We start from the raw sequence: 18,226 nt of genomic DNA, 5'->3' as shown, positions 1-18,226 counted from the left end.
TGATGCTAGTCCTTGCTTTGCTTCTTATTTTCCGGCTTGAGAGCCTGATCGCCCGTACCGCGGCACGGCCTTATGTCACGCGGTTCTGGTCTCGTAGCCGCTGCCTTGAACTGTGCATAGTAGCCGCTGATCTCAGGCGCGTCTTTGAACGCTACCAGTTCGAAGCCAGTGCGGATGAATTCGCAGGAAAGCAGGAGCGGATGGATACCGTGCTGATCCGGCGGACGATCGGTATCGACCACGATCACCTGCCCGCCTTCGGTTAAAGAGGGCCACAGACTCCAGAGGAAAGCATATGGCTCGCGCACTTCATGATACATGTGAACCAGGAATATCCGGTCAAAACTGTCAGGGGGTAGCATCGGATCATCCGGCTCACCGAGCTTGATCGACACATTGTCGAGCCGCTCGCGTTCCACTCGCGCTCCAAGCCGTTGCAGTGCTTCGGGATCGATGTCTTGTGCAAGCACACGGCCATCAGTTCCGACCCGTTCCGCGAGCCTCACCGTGTAGTAGCCATTGCCCGCGCCAATATCCGCCACGGTCATGCCTGGCTCGATCTCTGCCAGGTCCATTACCGTCTTCGCTTCGCCTACCCGGTCGCGGGCATCTTCCGTCGAAAACTGGTTCGAGCCGAGATCGGATACCGGACGGTCGGGCAGCGGGAATTCGCGGGTTTCCTCGTCGTTGGTGTTAGCCGGGACGCAAGCGGCAATCGCGAACCCTATTCCAAAAGCAGTGATACTTTGGAGCCTCATTCGACATCCTCGACTTCGACCGTCTCCCCGGTCACCTGCTGCGCGAGTGCCGCAGAGATGAATTCGTCCAACGAACCGTCGAGCACCGCGTCGGGATTGGGCGAGGTGACGCCTGTCCGAAGGTCCTTCACCATCTGGTAGGGCTGGAGGACATAACTGCGGATCTGGTGCCCCCAGCCAATGTCAGTCTTCTCCTGATACTCGCCGCTGGCTGCCGCTTCACGCTCGGCCATCTCGCGCTCGAAAAGGCGCGCTTTGAGCATGTTCATTGCAGTAGCCCGGTTCTTGTGCTGACTGCGATCATTCTGACTTGCAACCACAATCCCGGTGGGCTGGTGCGTGATGCGGACGGCAGAATCGGTAGTGTTAACGTGCTGTCCGCCCGCGCCGGACGCACGGTAAGTATCGATCTTCAGGTCGCTTTCATTTATTTCAATCTCGATGTCATCATCGATCACCGGGTAGACCCAGACCGAGCTGAAGCTGGTGTGCCGGCGTGCTGAACTGTCATATGGGCTGATGCGGACAAGACGATGTACACCGCTCTCGGTCTTCGCGTAGCCGTAGGCATTCTCACCCTTTAGCAGTAGTGTCGCAGACTTGATCCCTGCCTGATCACCTGCCTGGTATTCAACCGTTTCGACCTTGTAGCCGCGCTGCTCTGCCCAGCGCGCATACATGCGGAACAACATTTCGGCCCAGTCCTGGCTCTCGGTGCCTCCCGCCCCCGCGTGTATTTCAAGGTAGGTGTCATTTCCGTCAGCCTCGCCCGAAAGCAATGCCTGGACCTTGTCGGCATCGGCGCGGTCGGCAAGCTTGGCCAGGCTAGCCAGCCCTTCACGGACCGTATCGTCATCGCCCTCTGCCTCGCCCATATCGATGTACTCGATGGCATCGCCCATCTCCGCAGAGATTTCGTTCACGGTATTCACCGCTGTCTCAAGCAGCTTCTGTTCGCGGCCAACTGCCTGCGCTTCTTTTGGATTATCCCACAAGGTTGGATCCTGCACGCGCGCATTCAGCTCGTCGAGACGGCGCAGTGCACGTTCCCAATCAAGCGACTGCCGCACGAGCGCCAGCGCTGCTTCGATCCGATCAATATGGGCCTGCCCCTCGGCACGCATCACTGAAACTCCGCAAGACTGGCGGCCCGCTTAGCGGACGGTCTACAAATGTAAAAGGTTGGCGGGACTACTATCGACCGCGGCTAGTAAATGCCGCCCTGGTCCTCGACGAAATCGGACGGTTCATCATCGCGCCCCCTACTTCTTGAGGCGTCAGCATCGCGTGCGCGACGGATCAGGTCGAGGATCTCATCCCGTTTGGCAGCGATTTCATCAAGCCGCGTGCTGCGGTCCGGCTCTGTATCAGGCTTGAATGCTTCCCAGATCACATCTGCGCGCGGATCGTCCGTTGGCCACGCATCGAACACCCGCTTACCGCTCCTGCGATCAATCCGGACCATCCTAATGCCAGGAGGGGCTACAAATGGTTCGTCGCTCCAGCGGTCTCTGGTTTCGCTCACGAATTGCTTGAACATGGGCGCAGCAAAAGTGCCGCCCTGCACATATCCGCCCAAGTTCTTGGGTTGGTCAAAACCCATGTAAACGCCTGCGACGATATCGGGCGAGCCGCCAACGAACCAGACATTAGTCGGCCCGTTGGTCGTGCCGGTTTTGCCGAACAGTGGCAATTCAAGGTCGCGCAGAACAACGGCAGTGCCGCGCTGGACGACACCTTGTAGCATATGGATGACCTGGAACGCGGTACGTGGATCGAGCACCTGCTCACCCGCAGGTTGCAGCCGGGGCATGGGCTGGCCATCCCATTCGGCCATATTGCAGCCGGTGCATTTGCGATTGTCGGCGCGCCACAGGACCTTGCCGCGGCGATCCTGCACATAGTCTATAGTCGTGGCCGCGCGTTGCCTGCCATGGTTGGCAAGAGCCGAATACGCGCTGACCATCTTCTTGACGGTCGTATCGCCCGCGCCAAGCGCGAAGGCAGGATAAGGCTCGTAATCGCCGATGCCGACCCGATCGATCGTCTGGACTACATTGGGCATACCTGCATCCATAGCGATATGCACCGTCATCAGGTTTCGTGACTGTTCGAGTCCCCAGCGCATCGTATGGACGCCGCCGCCCTTACCGTCGAAATTGCGGAAGCATTTCTCGCCTAGATTTGCACCCTGATAATAACAGAATGTCTGGTCCGGAACTTCGCTTGCAGGCGTCATTCCGCTTTCAAGACCAGTTGCGTAGACGAAGGGCTTGATGGTCGATCCCGGCTGCCGATCAGCCTGCGTGGCACGGTTGAAATCCCCCAATCGTGAATCGAATCCGCCCTGCATCGCCAAGATACGACCGCTCTGTGGGTTCTGTGCGAGGAAGCCGCCGGAAACACTCGGTACTGTTCTCACCCGGTAACCGTTTCCCGAAGGAGACGCGACAATCACATGTCCGATCCTGAGAGCATCGGGCATGCCCGACAGCGGCGCCTCGGATCCATCCGAGAACCCGATCCGCCCATTATTACCCGAGCGCTGCGTTACCACTCCCACACGCCAGTCTTCGTAACCGATCGAGAGATAGGAACTGGCCAGCTGGCTCGCCCAGCTACCGGCATCCATATCGATGGTCGCGATTGGGCCACCCCAGCCCCTTCCGCCCTGGTAGCGCATCAGCCCTGCCCGCAGGGCATTGCGAGCGGCGTCCTGCATCTCTGAATCGAGCGAAGTTCTGACCCATAATCCGCCCGCATAGACGCTGTTGCCGCTTTCTTCGGCTGTTTCCCCAAAGCGGTCGATTAGTTCGCGCCGGACTTCTTCCAGGAAATAGCCAGCATCGACCGAAGCATGCGCCGACCGGATTGGCCTCAGCCCGAGAGGTAAACGTTTAGCAGCTTCGCCATCTTCCGCGCTGATGAAATCATTGTCGACCATCTGGTCGAGGACAAAATTGCGACGGCTGACGGCCAGTTCCTGGTTCTGGCGGCGGCCATATCGTTCAGGAGCTTTAGGAAGGATAGCAAGGAACGCCATCTCATGGAGCTCAAGTTCGTCGACGTCCTTGTAGAAATAGGCCTGACTAGCTGCCTGCACGCCAAAGCTTCTGCGACCGAGCGGAATCTCATTCAGATAAAGGGTGAGGATCTCTTGTTTCGAGAGGGCATCCTCGATCCTGCGAGCGAGGATCATCTCCTTCAGTTTGCGCGTAACCGAATACTCATCGCCAAGAAGAATGTTCTTGGCCACCTGCTGGGTGATGGTAGATCCACCTACCGCCCGCTCGCCAGATCCGTACTTGGTGATGTAGTCGAACGCAGCGTTGATCGTACCGGTTATATCGACCCCGCCGTGGCTGAAGAATGTCTTGTCTTCGGCGGCCAGATAAGATTCGATTAGCTGGGTAGGGAAATCCTGGTATTGCAACTGGACCCGGCGTTCGCGCGCATACGAATGGACTATCTCGCCATCCCCCCCGCGTACCATCGTTGGCAGCGGCGTTTCGTAATCGAGCAGGCTGTCAGCGTCGGGCAGATTGCTTGCCAGCACGAGCCACAAAACTATGGCAAGCGCAACTGCCGCGCCTCCAAGCGAAGAAATCCAGCGAAACCAACGGTTCTCTCGCCAATTTGCGAGAAACCAATCACGCAGGACGATAGGATCGTTGCGCAGCCTGGCCTTGGCATAGTCAAGATTCGCAAGTTCAATCATGCCTCGTCCCAGCCTCTAGCACGCGTTGCTCAGCTATCGCCAGCAAGATTGACGGGATCTTGACGGAGAAAATAGGCGCGAATGGCATTGGCCGTTGCTTCGGCAAATTTCTCTCGGCCTTCCTCAGACGCAAGAGTCTCGGCATCCTGCTCATTTGTCACGAATCCAGCCTCGAACAGCACCGACGGCACATCGGGCGAGCGCAGCACCACAAGAGATGCCGAACGTTGCGCCTGGGGATGGAACCCGATCAGACCCTCACCCGATCGCTCTATCAATTCGGCTAATGCGGCGGATTGGGTTTGTGTGCGCCTTCGTGACAGGTCAAACAGGATGGTATCGACTTCGCGGCCATGCCCGGAAAGCTTAACACCGTTGACACGATCTGCCGCATTTTCCCTTGCAGCAAAACGTGCCGCCGCAGCGCTCGATGCAGCTTCGGAAAGAGTATAGATACTAGCTCCTGCGACATCGGTAGCTTCACCTGCCGAATCCGCATGGATTGAAAGGAAAAGGTCGGCCCCGAGTTCATGGGTCACTGCGAGCCGCTCTTCCAGAGCGAGAAATCGGTCACTATCCCTCGTCATGGCGACACGAATATCACCCCCTTCCAGCAAGCGTTCTCGCAATTCGAGCGCGAGACCGAGCACGATATCCTTTTCGCGATATTGCCCACCTGTAGCGCCATAATCGAAACCGCCGTGCCCCGGATCGATAATTATCAGCGGAAAGTCTGCTCCGTCCGGGCCAGAAACTCTGGGGAGTTCGAGTATGTCACCCGCCCCTGTCAACGAGAGCCGAACGACGTAGTCACGGCCGAGAAACGGCACCGACAATCGCTGCCCGGTGACGCTCAGCGCTACAAGCACGACCACTGGCAATATCGCCGCAAGCAATATCTGATTACGCAGTTTCATTGCGTCATCTGGTTAAAGTGCTGCCCGCATCTATTGCAATATGGTTGCTCATTAAAACGGGGGGTGCTAGCGAACCGCTCACCGGCTGCTTTCGTATCCGGCATCCATTTCGGGCCGTATCGCCCGGACCTTACAACAGGTTGATGCATCAATGAGAAGCTTCTCCCCGCAACCGCAGGCTCCGCTTTTACGCGGCGCTGCGCATGTTGCTGGCAGAGCAGCGAGGCATTCCCGCATTTTCATTGATGCAGACACATCATTCCGACCAGGCGCGGCAGAGCGCGTCCGTCGGTTCGTTCCAATTGGCCTGGCCAACAGCCAGGGCAATTATCCCAACAGATCGCGCATAGAGCTGGCCGGGGCTTCCCCGCCGCCATGCGCTCGGAGAATTTATAATGTCAACGCGTATGCTAATCGATGCGCGCCACTCGGAAGAAACGCGGGTGGCGGTGCTCAAGGGCAACCGGATTGAAGAGTTCGATTTCGAATCTGCTGACCACAAGCAGATTAAAGGCAATATCTACCTAGCAAAAGTCACGAGGGTCGAACCCTCTTTGCAGGCTGCGTTCGTCGATTTCGGCGGCAACCGGCATGGTTTCCTAGCTTTCAGCGAAATCCACCCTGACTACTACCAGATTCCACAATCGGACCGCGAGGCACTTCTTGCCGAGGAAGCTGCACACGCCGAGGAAGAGGCGAAGCTTCGTGCCGAGGAGGATGACGAAGACGCGGATGACAATGGCGACGATGAAACAGAAGATGATGCCGACGACGACGGCGAGGATGAAGAAAGCAGCGAAGCGCTAGCCGAAGACCTCGCTGAAGGTGACGAAGGCCTCGAAGAGATCGACACTTCCGAGAAGGACGACGTCGCCACCATAGAAGAAGGCCATGTCGAGAATGGCGAAGAGGAAGAGCTGGCTTCTGAAGAAGAGGATGAAAAGCCTCGCCGCAGTGGACGCGGCCGTCGCCAGGGTCGTGGACGCAAGGGAGGCCGCGGCAAGGCCAAGAAGGCAGACGAACTGCGTTCCAAACGAATGGAACTGCGTCGTCGCTACAAGATCCAGGACGTTATTCAACGCCGGCAAGTCCTGCTGGTGCAGGTTGTTAAAGAAGAGCGCGGCAACAAGGGCGCTGCTCTTACAACTTACCTCAGCCTTGCTGGCCGCTATTGCGTACTCATGCCGAATTCGAGCCATGGCGGCGGGATCAGTCGCAAGATCTCCAATTCGTCTGACCGCAAGCGCCTTAAGCAAATTGTATCAGACCTGAGCCTTCCCAAGACAATGGGGCTGATCGTTCGGACCGCCGGCCTCAGCCGCACAAAGCCTGAGATCAAGCGCGATTTCGATTACCTCGCGCGGCTATGGGACGAAATCCGGGAACGAACTCTCAGTTCGACCGCGCCCTCGCTTATCCATTCGGACTCAGATCTTATCAAACGAGCGATCCGCGACATATACAATCGCGAGATCGAAGAAGTCGTGGTCGAAGGCGAAGACGGCTACAAGGCTGCGAAACAGTTCATGAAGCTGCTGATGCCCAGCCACGCCCGGCGGGTAAAAGCTTATTCGGACCCGGTTCCACTGTTCCAGCGCTACGGAGCGGAAGACCAGTTGCGCGCCATGTACGATCCCGAGGTCCAACTGAAATCGGGTGGCTACCTCGTTATCAATCCTACCGAGGCACTGGTCTCGATCGACATCAACTCGGGCCGCTCGACCAAGGAGCACGGCATCGAGCAAACGGCCGTTGCGACTAATATCGAAGCGGCGCGAGAGATCGCGCGTCAGCTACGCCTACGTGACATGGCCGGGCTGGTCGTGATCGATTTCATCGACATGGATTACAGCTCCAACATCCGCAAAGTCGAACGCGCGATGAAGGATGCACTCAAGAACGACCGTGCACGTATCCAGATTGGCCGCATTTCCAGCTTCGGACTCATGGAGATGAGCCGACAACGGCTGCGGACAGGAGTGCTTGAGGCGACGACGCGCGAGTGCCCGCATTGTGATGGCACTGGCCTGGTTCGTACCGCTTCGAGCGCCGGATTGTCGGCGCTACGCCTGATCGAGGACGAAGCCGCAAAGGGCAGAGGCAGCGTCATCACTTTGTCGGCAAGCACCGAGGCAGCAATCTATATGCTGAACTCAAAGCGTGCGGATTTGCGTGAAATCGAAGAGCGCTACGCGGTAGCCGTTGAAGTCATTCCCGAAGGCGAGGACGAAGGCGCAAAGATGAGCGTGCGGAGTAGTGGGCCGCGGCCTACATCTGCCCCCAAATTCGAACCGATCGTCGATGATCAGGACGACGAAGACGAGATCGATGACAATGCTTCGGATTTCGCCGACGACGACGATGATCGTCCGAAGAAGCGTAAACGTCGCCGGCGCGGTGGCCGCGGACGTAACAAAAAACGTCCGAGCGATTCGGAAGATCATGACCGGGATGATGATGCCGAGGATTCCGCGGAAGAAGCGGATGCCGGAGCTGATGAAGAAGACAAGCCCAAGAAGCGTCGCCGCAGAGGTGGCCGGGGTCGGCGCGGCAAGGGCAAAGACGAGAATGTCGTGCCGTCAGATGAAGATGCCGAAGCTTTCGAGGAGGTGGCAGAACAGGTCGAAGAAGACATGCCGGTTGTCGGAACCGAACTGCCTGAACCAGCCCCATCAGACGATGACGAGGAAAAGAAGCCAAAGAAGAAGCGCGCTCCTCGCAAGAAGAAGGTAGATTCAGAATCGGCTGAGGAAGCAACTCCGGAAAGCGAGGCTGAAGAAGAAGCGGCGGCGAAACCAAAGCCCAAGCGCAAGAGCCGGGCGAAGAAGGCCGAGGCCAAACCTGCCGAAGCCGAGACAGATATTGCTGAAGAAAAGCCGGCCAGGAAACCTCGCAAAGCCACCGCCAAGAAGGCTGCGGCCAAGGAAGCGGAAAGTGCGACCGCAACCGAAGAATCTAGCCCTGAACCGGTTGCTGAACCTGCCAAGGATTCAAGCGACGCCAGCGGAGTAGCGCCACGCCGCGGATGGTGGCAGCGCACTTTCGGCGAAGAAAGCTAAGCAAGAGTGATCGGCGGAGCGACACACGCTCCGCCGCCTCGTCAACTAGCTCTGAAAAAGCTATGACGGCTCAATGCCGCTTGTGGGCGATGCCCCACTCCATCCAACCTGCAAACTTTGGCGTTTTCGGAATGTAGCGTTGGCCCAGTGGCTCGACCGCAAAGCGTGCCGCCCTGAGCGCTGGACCGATCGGTCTGGTCAAATGGCAGCCACCGGCAACAGGCTTCCATATCGGTTCGATTCTGTCCTGCCATTTCGCCACGCTTGCGTCCGGCGATCGACCATGTTCGAGGAACAGCAATCGCCCCTCTGGCTTCAGGATACGCTTGAGCTCTGAAATGACTCTCGAATGGTCCTGCACCGAGCACAGCGTGTAAGTGCACACGACCATGTCAAAACTGGATGAGGCGAACGGGATATCTTCCCCTACTCCCTCTTTGATCTCACTGGCCCAGCCATTCTCCCTTGCCCTGCGCCGCGCGCTCTCGAGCAACCGTTCGTTTGGATCAATTCCGCAATATTCGGTCACTTGGTTCGTGTCATAGAAAGGTTGGTTGAGCCCTCCACCGCATCCGATTTCGAATATGCGCCCTGTGGCCAAAGGAACAACTTTGCCGCGCAGCTTCTCGATCGCAGGCATGCCGCAGCACAGCTCGATCATGCGCGGGGCCCCATGCCGATCCCACCAACTCGCCAATCCCATCGCAACCCTCTCCGATCCCCGGCTACGGAATTGCGGAAAGCTAGCCGAGCCTTTGAGAAACACAAACAAAATTGCAACGGAGACAACTGAAGCAGAACAATATTTCCCTCGACTATTCCGCGTACTCAGTAACGAGAGCATTTGCGAGGCGCTGCATATCGCTGTCGAACCGCGCCTTCAGCTCCGCGTCTTCAAGCGCCGAGAACTCGACGATCTGAGGCATCGACAGCCCGATCCTGAGCGTTCCGCCCCAGCGTCCATCATCCAGGTGAACACATTTGACCGGCTGGCCTAGGCGGACACCCGCCAGCGCCATTCGACGGTGGAAATCTTGGCATTCATCAAAGGTGCGAAGGCCCGAAAGCCGGGACACATCCAGGGTGGCAAGCGTACGCATTTCGATCGGATGGGTGACCGCTTCTTCGCGCGCGCCCAAAGCGTATGGTTTGACGAGCGACATATCGTGGGCATCGAGCAAGCGTGCTTTAAGCGAGGCCTCAAAAGCGACAATAACTCGCTCGACCTGAGGGAGCGTTAGCTGCTGAAATCGCTGCAGTTCGAAAACTGCTGCATCGAGACGAAGGGCGAGACCCGGGTTCTCGCTGTTGTTCAATGCATCACGCCCCGGCCAGCACGATGGCCACTCACCTCTGCGAAAGATCCCCCGCAATCCTTCCTGCAAAGTGATCACTTCTTCCATAATTGCGGGTGGAATCAGAGCGAAGCCACTGAACGGCGCACCGCCCATGAATTTGGACCCGGTGACGAAAACAATCGCACCTCTGTCTAGGTAATCTCGTACTGCCTGAGGTGTGATCCGCGCCTGGCATGCATCGACCACGAAGGTAAGTTGACTGCCCCACTTGGCCTTCAGGTAGTCGAGATGCGCCATATCCGGGAGGATGAGGCCTGTCTTTGACCCATGGACCACATGTACCAGCGCATGTTGCCGCATCGATCGTGCAAGCTCGAGCTCGGTTTCAATGGCCGCACTGATTTGCGCAGACGCAAGCGCCCTACCTTGTTCGCAACGCACGGCGATATCCGCGAGGCTTACGTGTTCAAGTCCTGGAACCGGCTCACCTTTGACTGTCTCGATGCCAAGTGAAGTCTGCTCCGCAAAGTACTTCCCGGCCGCGGAAAACGGACAACCGCTTCCGACTTCATCGGCGCCTAGAAGGACGTTGTGCACTCCGGCTTCGGCTCGATCATAGATCGCCGCCAACGCGACATACTCCAAATCGGTACCCGACGCGGCAAAGACGACTGATTGCGACGCATCGAGCCCATATGCATCGGTGATCTGCTGCCTGATGCTGTCGAGTGCTTCCTCGTAGCAGGGAAGCCCCTGCCCAATCCTCCGGCAAGCATGTTCGAAGGCAGCCCCACTCAAATCATTTGCGGTTGATGAGGCATAAGCCAATGTTTGACGGGGATAGGGAGCGGACAGATAGCGATTGAGCCCCGTATCCGAATCTATGGCAATGCGTGCATCTCCACCACTCGAGAGCAGCGCAATCGCTTCACGCGCATGCCGCAAAGACAAGGCACTCTTGTCCATATCAGGGAAATCTGGCGTTCCGCTGCTCTCAACCATGGAAATCTTTCGAAGAACGGTCTCTTTTTGCCTTGGTTGCGCGCGATAGCGGATTTATGGGGCCACGCCAGCTTGCAATTCTGAAAGGCCTCCAATGAGCGCGGAAATCGCCCCCCTCAAGATCGATGAGGAAACTCGGGCACGCCTGAAGGTTTTGTTTCTTGCAAAGAATGCGCTGTGGAACGGCGAAGGTCAGCCCGAGGACGGCAATCACGCCTATTACCATCGTGAGATGCGGCAGGTCCTTGAGGCCCTGAAGCTCAATCTCACGGTGACTGATAAGTTCGACATTCTCTATGGGAAACCCGAGTTCGATTTCGTCTTTCCTTTGCTGAACCGTGCAGGATTCTTCAATTCTGAAATGCTGTGCCCATTGCTGTGCGAGCGCGCGGGAATTCCCTACCTAGGGGCTAGCCCGATCCTGCGAGGGCTTTCCGATGACAAACACTTAGCCAAACGTGCGGCGGAGCAAGTCGGAGTTCCGACTGCACCCTGGGCGATTTTTCGCAACGGTGGTCCTGTCGATCTCGCAAAGGTGCCAGAGGGCGAACGTTTCGTTATCAAGCCCAACGCGTCTTCGGCCAGCTGGGGCGTGCACGACGCACATTCGCTAGATCAAGTCGCCGAAGCAATCGATGCCGTGCACGAACTCGGACACGATGCGATCGTCGAGCCGTTTTTGAAAGGTAGCGACGTTGAAGTTCCAGTCGTCACAGTCGGCGATCCTGTGATCCTGCCGATGATGATCTTTCGCCAAGCCGATCCCAGCCACCTGCGAAACTACTACGAAAAGCGCGATCTCGTTGACCGCAGTCAGAAATACTCGCTCGATTTCTTCGAGAACCCGACACTTGAAGAGAAGATTGCCGAGTACACCAGGCGGCTTTGGGACGAGTATCGTCCGTTCGATTACGGTCGGTTCGAGTTCAGGGTGAATGAGGAAACCGGTGAGATCACCTACTTGGAGGTCAATCTCAACTGTAACCTCTGGTCCAAGAAGGTGTTCGGCCTAGCAGCGGAGCGATTTGGCTGGACGCAGGAAGAATTGATCGAAACCATCCTGGCCGACAGCTATCGCAGGCAGGGGTTGATGAGCTGATCTGGGATTCCGACACACCCTAATCCGGGATGCGATCGCCCTTCCAATCGAATACATAGCCGCTGTTCTCACTTGTTAGGCTGGCGATGACAGAGAGCAAATTAGCGGCAGCCTCGCTCGGCTCAGTCAATTGGCCATCCGCCAAATTTGATTGAAACGGTCGAGAAAGTCCCGTGTCGACCGTGCCGGGATGCAACCCACTGATAATGGTTTCTGGGTGCGTCCGTCGCATCTCGATTGCGAAGGTGCGCACCAACATGTTGAGCGCAGCCTTCGAGGCACGATAGCTGTGCCAGCCTCCAAGGCGGTTGTCCCGAATCGATCCGACCCGCGCCGAAAGCACAGCAAATACCGCTCTTCTGTCCCGCGGCAGGATCGGCAAAACATGCTTCGCGATGAGGGCCGGTCCGACGGTATTGAGGCGGAAAGACTGCAACATCGCATCTTGATCGATTTGCTTGAAGCTCTTTTCAGGGCCCACCCCGTTATCGTGGGTGAGGACGCCTGTTGAAACGATGACGAGCGATGGAGGGTCATTTGCCAGCATCTCCGCTGACCGAGCGATTGTCGTCTCCTCTGCCAAATCAAAACTAAAGTGTCGGATCGAGGGATGCTTATGAGCCAACTCCCCCCTGCTTCCAGCGTAGACGAGTGCGGTTCCCTCTCGCACCAAATGCTCGCAAAAGGATGCCCCGATGCCGCCCGAGGCACCGAAAACCACCGCAGAATTGGGCCAATTAATAGGTTTGCTTAGTGTTGACATGACCCCAGTGAGACGAACGGTTCAGGTCGATGGTTCCGAAACCCTAGTCAGGCACTCTGGCCGATCAATCGCGATATCCGCAAGGGCCCTGGCAGAACTCTCAACATTCCGCGACTTGCCCTTGCTGAACGAGCCGCTAGATAGTGCGCAGGCTTTCGCAGGATAATGAACAGATGGCGCAAATCACGCTACCCAAGAATTCGAAGATCACCGGCAAAAGCCGCGAATACAAGGCTTCCGGCGGAGCTCGTATTCGCAAGTTCAAGATCTATCGCTACGATCCCGATAGCGGCGAGAATCCGCGTTACGACACTTTCGAGATCGATCTCGATGAATGCGGCCCGATGGTTCTCGATGCATTGTTCAAGATCAAGAACGAGATCGATCCCACGCTGACTTTTCGCCGCTCGTGCCGTGAAGGCATTTGCGGTTCGTGCTCGATGAACCTCAACGGCAAAAACGGCTTGGCCTGCACCACTGCGATAGAGGATCTCCCTGGCGATATTCGCATCACCCCCTTGCCCAGCATGGATGTGATCAAGGACCTGGTTCCGGACTTTACCCACTTCTACGCGCAATACGCCTCAATCCGTCCCTGGCTGCAAACCGTCAGCCCGACGCCGAGCGGCAAGGAACGCCTGCAGTCCCCTGAACAGCGCGAAAAGCTCGACGGCTTGTACGAGTGCATCCTCTGTGCTTGCTGCTCGACCGCTTGCCCGAGCTACTGGTGGAATTCGGATAAATTCCTCGGCCCGGCGATCCTGCTCCAGGCCTATCGCTGGCTAGCGGACAGCCGTGACGAGATGACGGGCGAACGCCTTAACGAGTTAGAAGACCCGTTCCGCCTCTACCGTTGCCACACGATCATGAACTGCGCGAATGTCTGCCCCAAAGGCCTCTCGCCCGCCAAGGCAATCGCTGAAACCAAGAAGATGATGGCCGAGCGAGCCATCTGAGGCGCATCATGGCGCTTCGCGACGATGTGTTCGATCACAAGCCGGATCCAGAAAATCCGGGTTGGCATCACTGGAATCTGAAAGACGACACGCTGTTCAACGGTGCGGTGATGGGCAAACTCATCACGCGCCGCGAGCAAGGTCCCACAGGCGAACAATGTCGCTTGCGGATGTTCCCTGAGCGCAAGCACGAGAACCTGCAGGGCATCATACACGGTGCGGTGAGCTTGGCACTGATCGACATCTCGCTCTTCACCACCATGCACATCATCGGGACTGGAAATGCAGGCCCATCGGTGACGTTGGAGCTGTCCACCCAGTTTGTGGGCGGCGGCGACCCCAAACGGCCACTCGATGCCGTGACCGAGATCATCCGCGAGACGGGAAAGCTCGTTTTCGTGCGCGGTGAAGTCGTACAGGAAGACGACCGTATATGCGCTTTTTCCGGCATCATCCGCAAGTTCGTTCCACGGTGATATGATGAGCGGCGTTCTCGCCCGATACGAATCGCTGATCGCTGCGGGAGAATTGCAGCCTGATCCTGCGCAGAGAAACGCTGTCAGACAACTCAACGACTTGCAGAACCAGCTGGAATCGAGCCAGCAGAAAAGCGGATTCCTCTCTTCCCTATTCGGCGACAAGACCAAACCGCCGCGCGGAATCTATATGTGGGGCGGCGTGGGGCGCGGCAAATCGATGCTGATGGACTTGTTCATCGAGACGCTGGCGCTGAAAGCCAAACGCCGCGTCCATTTCCATGCATTCATGCTCGAAGTGGATCAAATGATCCGGGAGCAGCGGAGCAAGGAGGTGCAGGACGCGATCGGTCTGGTCGCCGCCGAGCTTGCGCAGGGCATCCGTTGCCTCGCTTTCGACGAAATGGTCGTTACCAACACCGCAGACGCAGCGATCATGGCACGGCTCTTCACTGCATTGATCGTCGAGCACCATGTCACAATCGTCACAACTTCGAACCGGCCGCCATCCGACCTATACAAGGATGGGCTCAACCGATCGCTATTCCTGCCCTTCATCGACTTGGTGCACGCGCAACTCGATGTAGTCGAGCTTAACGGGCCGACCGACTATCGCCTCGACCGGCTCGGCGACCTTGGCACATGGCACAGCCCACTCGGAGATGAAGCCACTGCGCAAGTCCGGGAAGCCTTCTTCCGCCTTACAGACTACAAACCGGAAGATGCCGATAACGTCCCATCCGCCGAACTCGATCTGGGCGGCGGCCGCGCCCTGCATGTTCCCAAAAGCCTCAAAGGCGTGGGGGTGTTCAGTTTCAAAAGATTGTGCGGCGAGAATCGCGGTGCGGCTGACTACCTGAGCATTGCGCAACACTATCACACCATCATTGTTGTTGGCATTCCGCGCATGGGCCCTGAAAACCGCAATGAAGCTATCCGCTTCATCAAGCTGATCGACGCGCTATACGAAAACAGGGTCAAGCTGTTCGCCACCGCCGCAACTGCGCCCGAAGAACTGTATATGAAGGGCGACGGCGCCTTCGAATTCGAACGGACGGTTAGCAGGCTAAATGAGATGCAAAGCGCCGAGTATATGGCGTTGGGTCATGGAGAGACTGCCTAGTTAGGGTTGGCCGCGTCCCGGTCTTGGCTCTCGATCCATTCGATCAGCATTGTCAGGGTATGCCGGATGACGGATTCCTGCTGATCGAGCCGGTCTTCCAAAGCATCGATACGGGGATCCGAACGCCCGGCGGGCACGCCGCGCCGCAGCTCTTCAAGCTGGGCTTCGCCCTCTGCGAGCATGGTGTCGAGTGTGGCCGGATCGAGTTCCATGGCGCCAAGAGCTAGCAGCCAAGGGTAAACATCCGATTAGGCTTGAGGTTCGGTCAAACGAGCAATTCTGCTGCGGCTCCATGGCCAAGGAAGGCCGCTGGAGATGCCGTCGCGCCGTAAGCACCCGCACAGAAAACCGCGACCAGATCGCCCACCTCGGCTTTTGGCATCATCGCATTGTCGGCGAGGCGATCAAGGGGGGTGCAAAGGCATCCCACCACGTTGACTTCCTCTTCCGGTTCGGCACCGAAGCGCGTAGCTATCGCGACGGGGTAGTTGCGGCGCACGACAGTTCCGAAATTGCCAGAAGCGGCGAGCTGGTGATGCAGCCCCCCGTCGGTGACGAGGAAGGTCGCATCGTGGCTCTGCTTACGATCAACAATGCGTGTCAGGTAGACTCCGGCCTCCCCAACGAGGTAACGCCCCAGTTCGAGGCATAGTTCGGTATTTTGCAGCTCATCCGGCAGGTCGCCGAGCCGCGCATGCAGTGCCTCGCCAATTTGCGCGAGCTCGATCGCTGCATCGCCGTCAAAATAGGGAATACCGAAGCCGCCGCCCATATTGAGCTTGGGAATTGCGTGCCCAAGCTCGCTGGCGAGCCTCCCTGCAAGTTCTAGAACATTCGCTTGTGCTTCAATAATCGCTTTGGAAGACAGTGCTTGGCTGCCGGTGAAAATATGGAACCCTCGCCACTTCACGCCGGCGTCTATCAATTGCCGAGCCAGATCCGGTACCCGGTCGGCATCAACACCGAACGGTTTGGCTCCGCCCCCCATCTTCATGCCCGAGCCGCGCAGCTCGAAATCCGGATTAACCCTGACGGCCACGCGCGGTGTAACGCCCATGCGCTCAGCGCAGGAAATTATGCGCCGTCCCTCGCCTTCGCTCTCACAGTTCAGTGTCACACCTGCGACAACAGCCGCTTCGAGCTCTTCGTCACGTTTCCCCGGGCCTGCAAAGCTGACTATGGCGGGATCGATCCCGGCAGTCTGGACCAGCGATAGTTCGCCGCTCGACGCAATATCGAAGCCATCGACCTGGCCGCGCATGAATTCGAGCAGCGGCAAGTAGGGATTAGCCTTGACGGCATAATGGATCCGTATGGCGGCGGGCATCGCGGCACGTAGGTGACTGATGCGCGCTGCTATTCTCTCCTGTGAGTACACAAACAATGGCGTACGTACCGCCTGCTCGACCAGGGCCGACGCCTTGTACCCGCCGATGGCAAGTTCTCCATCGATGGCTTCGAAGCCGGGGGGAATGGGTCCAATCGGTTTCATCCTGCATCTTCCGTTTGCAGTTCACGCGCGAGCGCTACGCGATCGATCTTCCCGTTGGGATTGGTCGGCATGGCGTCTCGCCAATGGATCACCGACGGCTGCATGAAGTTCGGCAGATCGGACTTGAGTTTCTTGCGCAGTTCATCCTCGCCGCTTGCATCGCCGCGCAGGACCAGATGGATCGCATGGCCAAGTCGATTATCGGGCAATCCCAAGGCAACTGCCTGCTTGGCTATTCCACTCGTCAGAGCTGCTTCCTCGATCTCCTGCGGACTGATCCGGTTGCCCGCACTCTTGATCATGGCATCGCGGCGTCCGGAAAAATAGAGCAATCCCGTATCGTCGCGGACCACACGGTCGCCTGACCAAACCGCCGTGCCGCCATATTCAGAGGCCTGCGGTGCGGGTTTGAAGCGTTCGGCGGTCCGCTCCGGGTCTTGCCAATAGCCTTGGGCCACGAGCGGTCCGCAATGTACCAACTCACCTTCTTCGCCGTCGGCTGTAATCTGACCACTGTCGTTGACCACTAGTATCTCGGCGAAAGGTATCGCCTTGCCCATCGATGCAGGGTGCTTGGCGACCAGCGATGGATCAAGATAAGTTGAACGGAATGCCTCTGTCAGACCGTACATCGGATAGATCTGGCTGGTCGGAAAGATTGTGCAGAGCGATTCTATCAGGGTCGGCGTCAACGCCCCACCGCTATTGGTCAGGCGCCGCATATTGGATGTAGCGTCATCCGGCCAATCGATCTCGGTCAGCTGGACCCACAGCGGAGGGACAGCAGCGAGCGTTGTGACACCGTGACGCGCGCAAGCCTTGGCAACGTCCTTTGGGAAGAGATAATCGAGCGGCGCCGCTTTTGCTCCCGCGTACCAGGTCGATAGCAACTGGTTCTGACCGTAATCGAAACTCAGCGGAAGAACCGCGAGTGTCACATCGTCCGGCTCCAACTTGAGGTAGTGAGCCACGCTGGCCGCTCCGAGCCATAGGTTCGCATGACTGAGCATCACGCCTTTGGGCCGTCCCGTCGAGCCACTTGTATAGAGGATCGCGACCAGATCGTCAGGATCGGCGTCGCAAGGGCCCAAGCTTCCTGCAACCGCGCCGACCCTTCCCCAGATTTCTTTCTCTCCGATAGCATTACAGGAAACAGGCAGATCACCATCTTCCAGCGATGCGAGGCGCGATTCGGTGCCAATCAACATCGCCGCCCCGCTATCGGCGAGGATATGTGCCGCCTGCGCACGCTTGAGCAGGGGGTTGATTGGCACATGTACTAACCCTGCCCGTGCGGCGGCCAACGGCAGCAGGCAAGTCGCTTCCCCCTTCGCAGCCCAACTGGCAACCCGTGCTCCCTTCTCGGGAACCGCTTCGGTCAGCCAAGTGGCCAATTGGCCGACCCGCTGATCGAGCTCCGTAAACGTCAGCAACCGATCTTTCAGCACCAGTGCAGGCGCACCATCCTTGCCACGAAGCGAGAGATGATCGAGGGGCAATGGCCGGGGATCGGGCAAATCGGTCATTGCAGCGCTATTCCCGCGCGATAGCGAGGATGCAAGCGC

At 57.8% G+C, this 18,226-nt stretch carries 15 protein-coding genes; 5 read left to right on the top strand and 10 right to left on the bottom strand.

What is annotated here, in order from left to right; all coding sequences use genetic code 11:
• Window positions 1-5: 5 nt before the first annotated feature.
• The 4 genes from ACEWMW_RS10790 to ACEWMW_RS10775 form a co-directional block, all read right to left on the bottom strand.
• A complete protein-coding gene (locus tag ACEWMW_RS10790; RefSeq protein WP_409413936.1) occupies window positions 6-758 on the bottom strand; it encodes a class I SAM-dependent methyltransferase in 753 nt (250 codons plus the stop codon).
• Window positions 755-1,882, bottom strand: coding sequence for a peptide chain release factor 2 (gene prfB, locus ACEWMW_RS10785; protein WP_409413935.1), 1,128 nt, complete (start codon window positions 1,880-1,882; stop codon window positions 755-757). The genes ACEWMW_RS10790 and prfB overlap by 4 nt, the downstream gene beginning before the upstream one ends.
• An 83-nt stretch (window positions 1,883-1,965) precedes the next feature.
• Window positions 1,966-4,476, bottom strand: a complete 2,511-nt coding sequence (locus ACEWMW_RS10780) for a penicillin-binding protein 1A (protein WP_409413934.1) — start codon at window positions 4,474-4,476, stop codon at window positions 1,966-1,968.
• A 29-nt stretch (window positions 4,477-4,505) separates the two neighbouring features.
• Window positions 4,506-5,393: an N-acetylmuramoyl-L-alanine amidase family protein gene (locus tag ACEWMW_RS10775; protein WP_409413933.1), complete on the bottom strand. Its 888-nt coding sequence runs from the start codon at window positions 5,391-5,393 to the stop codon at window positions 4,506-4,508.
• Window positions 5,394-5,788: 395 nt separating this feature from the next.
• On the opposite strand from ACEWMW_RS10775, the gene ACEWMW_RS10770 reads away from it, so the two are divergent.
• Complete coding sequence (locus tag ACEWMW_RS10770) at window positions 5,789-8,452, top strand: Rne/Rng family ribonuclease (protein WP_409413932.1); 2,664 nt, start codon at window positions 5,789-5,791, stop codon at window positions 8,450-8,452.
• Window positions 8,453-8,522: 70 nt separating this feature from the next.
• Here the strand turns inward: ACEWMW_RS10770 and ACEWMW_RS10765 are convergent, their stop codons facing one another.
• On the bottom strand, window positions 8,523-9,113 hold the full coding sequence (locus ACEWMW_RS10765) for a class I SAM-dependent methyltransferase (RefSeq protein WP_409413931.1): 591 nt from the start codon (window positions 9,111-9,113) through the stop codon (window positions 8,523-8,525).
• Between the two features lie 154 nt (window positions 9,114-9,267).
• Window positions 9,268-10,752 (bottom strand): hypothetical protein, encoded by a 1,485-nt coding sequence (locus ACEWMW_RS10760; RefSeq protein WP_409413930.1) that lies wholly within the window; start codon window positions 10,750-10,752, stop codon window positions 9,268-9,270.
• Between the two features lie 94 nt (window positions 10,753-10,846).
• On the opposite strand from ACEWMW_RS10760, the gene ACEWMW_RS10755 reads away from it, so the two are divergent.
• Window positions 10,847-11,851: a D-alanine--D-alanine ligase family protein gene (locus ACEWMW_RS10755; RefSeq protein ID WP_409413929.1), complete on the top strand. Its 1,005-nt coding sequence runs from the start codon at window positions 10,847-10,849 to the stop codon at window positions 11,849-11,851.
• 19 nt (window positions 11,852-11,870) lie between these two features.
• Here the strand turns inward: ACEWMW_RS10755 and ACEWMW_RS10750 are convergent, their stop codons facing one another.
• On the bottom strand, window positions 11,871-12,614 hold the full coding sequence (locus tag ACEWMW_RS10750; protein ID WP_409413928.1) for an SDR family NAD(P)-dependent oxidoreductase: 744 nt from the start codon (window positions 12,612-12,614) through the stop codon (window positions 11,871-11,873).
• Between the two features lie 173 nt (window positions 12,615-12,787).
• Between ACEWMW_RS10750 and ACEWMW_RS10745 the strand changes: the two genes are divergently transcribed.
• From ACEWMW_RS10745 to zapE, 3 genes are read left to right on the top strand one after another with little or no spacing between them, the layout of a single operon-like run.
• A complete protein-coding gene (locus ACEWMW_RS10745; RefSeq protein WP_409413927.1) occupies window positions 12,788-13,570 on the top strand; it encodes a succinate dehydrogenase iron-sulfur subunit in 783 nt (260 codons plus the stop codon).
• An 8-nt stretch (window positions 13,571-13,578) separates the two neighbouring features.
• Complete coding sequence (locus ACEWMW_RS10740; RefSeq protein WP_409413926.1) at window positions 13,579-14,046, top strand: PaaI family thioesterase; 468 nt, start codon at window positions 13,579-13,581, stop codon at window positions 14,044-14,046.
• A 4-nt stretch (window positions 14,047-14,050) separates the two neighbouring features.
• Complete coding sequence (gene zapE / locus ACEWMW_RS10735) at window positions 14,051-15,169, top strand: cell division protein ZapE (RefSeq protein WP_409414454.1); 1,119 nt, start codon at window positions 14,051-14,053, stop codon at window positions 15,167-15,169.
• Here the strand turns inward: zapE and ACEWMW_RS10730 are convergent.
• The 3 genes from ACEWMW_RS10730 to ACEWMW_RS10720 are packed head-to-tail and all read right to left on the bottom strand — an operon-like array spanning window position 15,166 to window position 18,187.
• Complete coding sequence (locus tag ACEWMW_RS10730; RefSeq protein WP_409413925.1) at window positions 15,166-15,381, bottom strand: hypothetical protein; 216 nt, start codon at window positions 15,379-15,381, stop codon at window positions 15,166-15,168. The genes zapE and ACEWMW_RS10730 overlap by 4 nt on opposite strands.
• Before the next feature lie 53 nt (window positions 15,382-15,434).
• Window positions 15,435-16,661: a pyridoxal-dependent decarboxylase, exosortase A system-associated gene (locus ACEWMW_RS10725; RefSeq protein ID WP_409413924.1), complete on the bottom strand. Its 1,227-nt coding sequence runs from the start codon at window positions 16,659-16,661 to the stop codon at window positions 15,435-15,437.
• A complete protein-coding gene (locus tag ACEWMW_RS10720) occupies window positions 16,658-18,187 on the bottom strand; it encodes an acyl-CoA ligase (AMP-forming), exosortase A system-associated (RefSeq protein ID WP_409413923.1) in 1,530 nt (509 codons plus the stop codon). The genes ACEWMW_RS10725 and ACEWMW_RS10720 overlap by 4 nt, the downstream gene beginning before the upstream one ends.
• Window positions 18,188-18,226: the final 39 nt, after the last annotated feature.

The organism is Litorerythrobacter xanthomarinus, from assembly GCF_046254955.1.
Classification (GTDB): Bacteria; Pseudomonadota; Alphaproteobacteria; order Sphingomonadales; family Sphingomonadaceae; genus Qipengyuania_C.
Note: the sequence above shows the minus strand (reverse complement) of the source record. Positions and strands in the feature narration are given on the sequence as shown.

Coding starts and splice junctions, on each gene's coding strand:
- ACEWMW_RS10730 (WP_409413925.1), bottom strand. CDS start 15,381: ATGGAACTCGATCCGGCCACACTCGACACCATGCTCGCAGAGGGCGAA.
- ACEWMW_RS10770 (WP_409413932.1), top strand. CDS start 5,789: ATGTCAACGCGTATGCTAATCGATGCGCGCCACTCGGAAGAAACGCGG.
- ACEWMW_RS10745 (WP_409413927.1), top strand. CDS start 12,788: ATGGCGCAAATCACGCTACCCAAGAATTCGAAGATCACCGGCAAAAGC.
- ACEWMW_RS10755 (WP_409413929.1), top strand. CDS start 10,847: ATGAGCGCGGAAATCGCCCCCCTCAAGATCGATGAGGAAACTCGGGCA.
- zapE (WP_409414454.1), top strand. CDS start 14,051: ATGAGCGGCGTTCTCGCCCGATACGAATCGCTGATCGCTGCGGGAGAA.
- ACEWMW_RS10775 (WP_409413933.1), bottom strand. CDS start 5,393: ATGAAACTGCGTAATCAGATATTGCTTGCGGCGATATTGCCAGTGGTC.
- ACEWMW_RS10760 (WP_409413930.1), bottom strand. CDS start 10,752: ATGGTTGAGAGCAGCGGAACGCCAGATTTCCCTGATATGGACAAGAGT.
- ACEWMW_RS10740 (WP_409413926.1), top strand. CDS start 13,579: ATGGCGCTTCGCGACGATGTGTTCGATCACAAGCCGGATCCAGAAAAT.
- ACEWMW_RS10790 (WP_409413936.1), bottom strand. CDS start 758: ATGAGGCTCCAAAGTATCACTGCTTTTGGAATAGGGTTCGCGATTGCC.
- ACEWMW_RS10750 (WP_409413928.1), bottom strand. CDS start 12,614: ATGTCAACACTAAGCAAACCTATTAATTGGCCCAATTCTGCGGTGGTT.
- prfB (WP_409413935.1), bottom strand. CDS start 1,882: ATGCGTGCCGAGGGGCAGGCCCATATTGATCGGATCGAAGCAGCGCTG.
- ACEWMW_RS10765 (WP_409413931.1), bottom strand. CDS start 9,113: ATGATCGAGCTGTGCTGCGGCATGCCTGCGATCGAGAAGCTGCGCGGC.
- ACEWMW_RS10780 (WP_409413934.1), bottom strand. CDS start 4,476: ATGATTGAACTTGCGAATCTTGACTATGCCAAGGCCAGGCTGCGCAAC.
- ACEWMW_RS10725 (WP_409413924.1), bottom strand. CDS start 16,661: ATGAAACCGATTGGACCCATTCCCCCCGGCTTCGAAGCCATCGATGGA.
- ACEWMW_RS10720 (WP_409413923.1), bottom strand. CDS start 18,187: ATGACCGATTTGCCCGATCCCCGGCCATTGCCCCTCGATCATCTCTCG.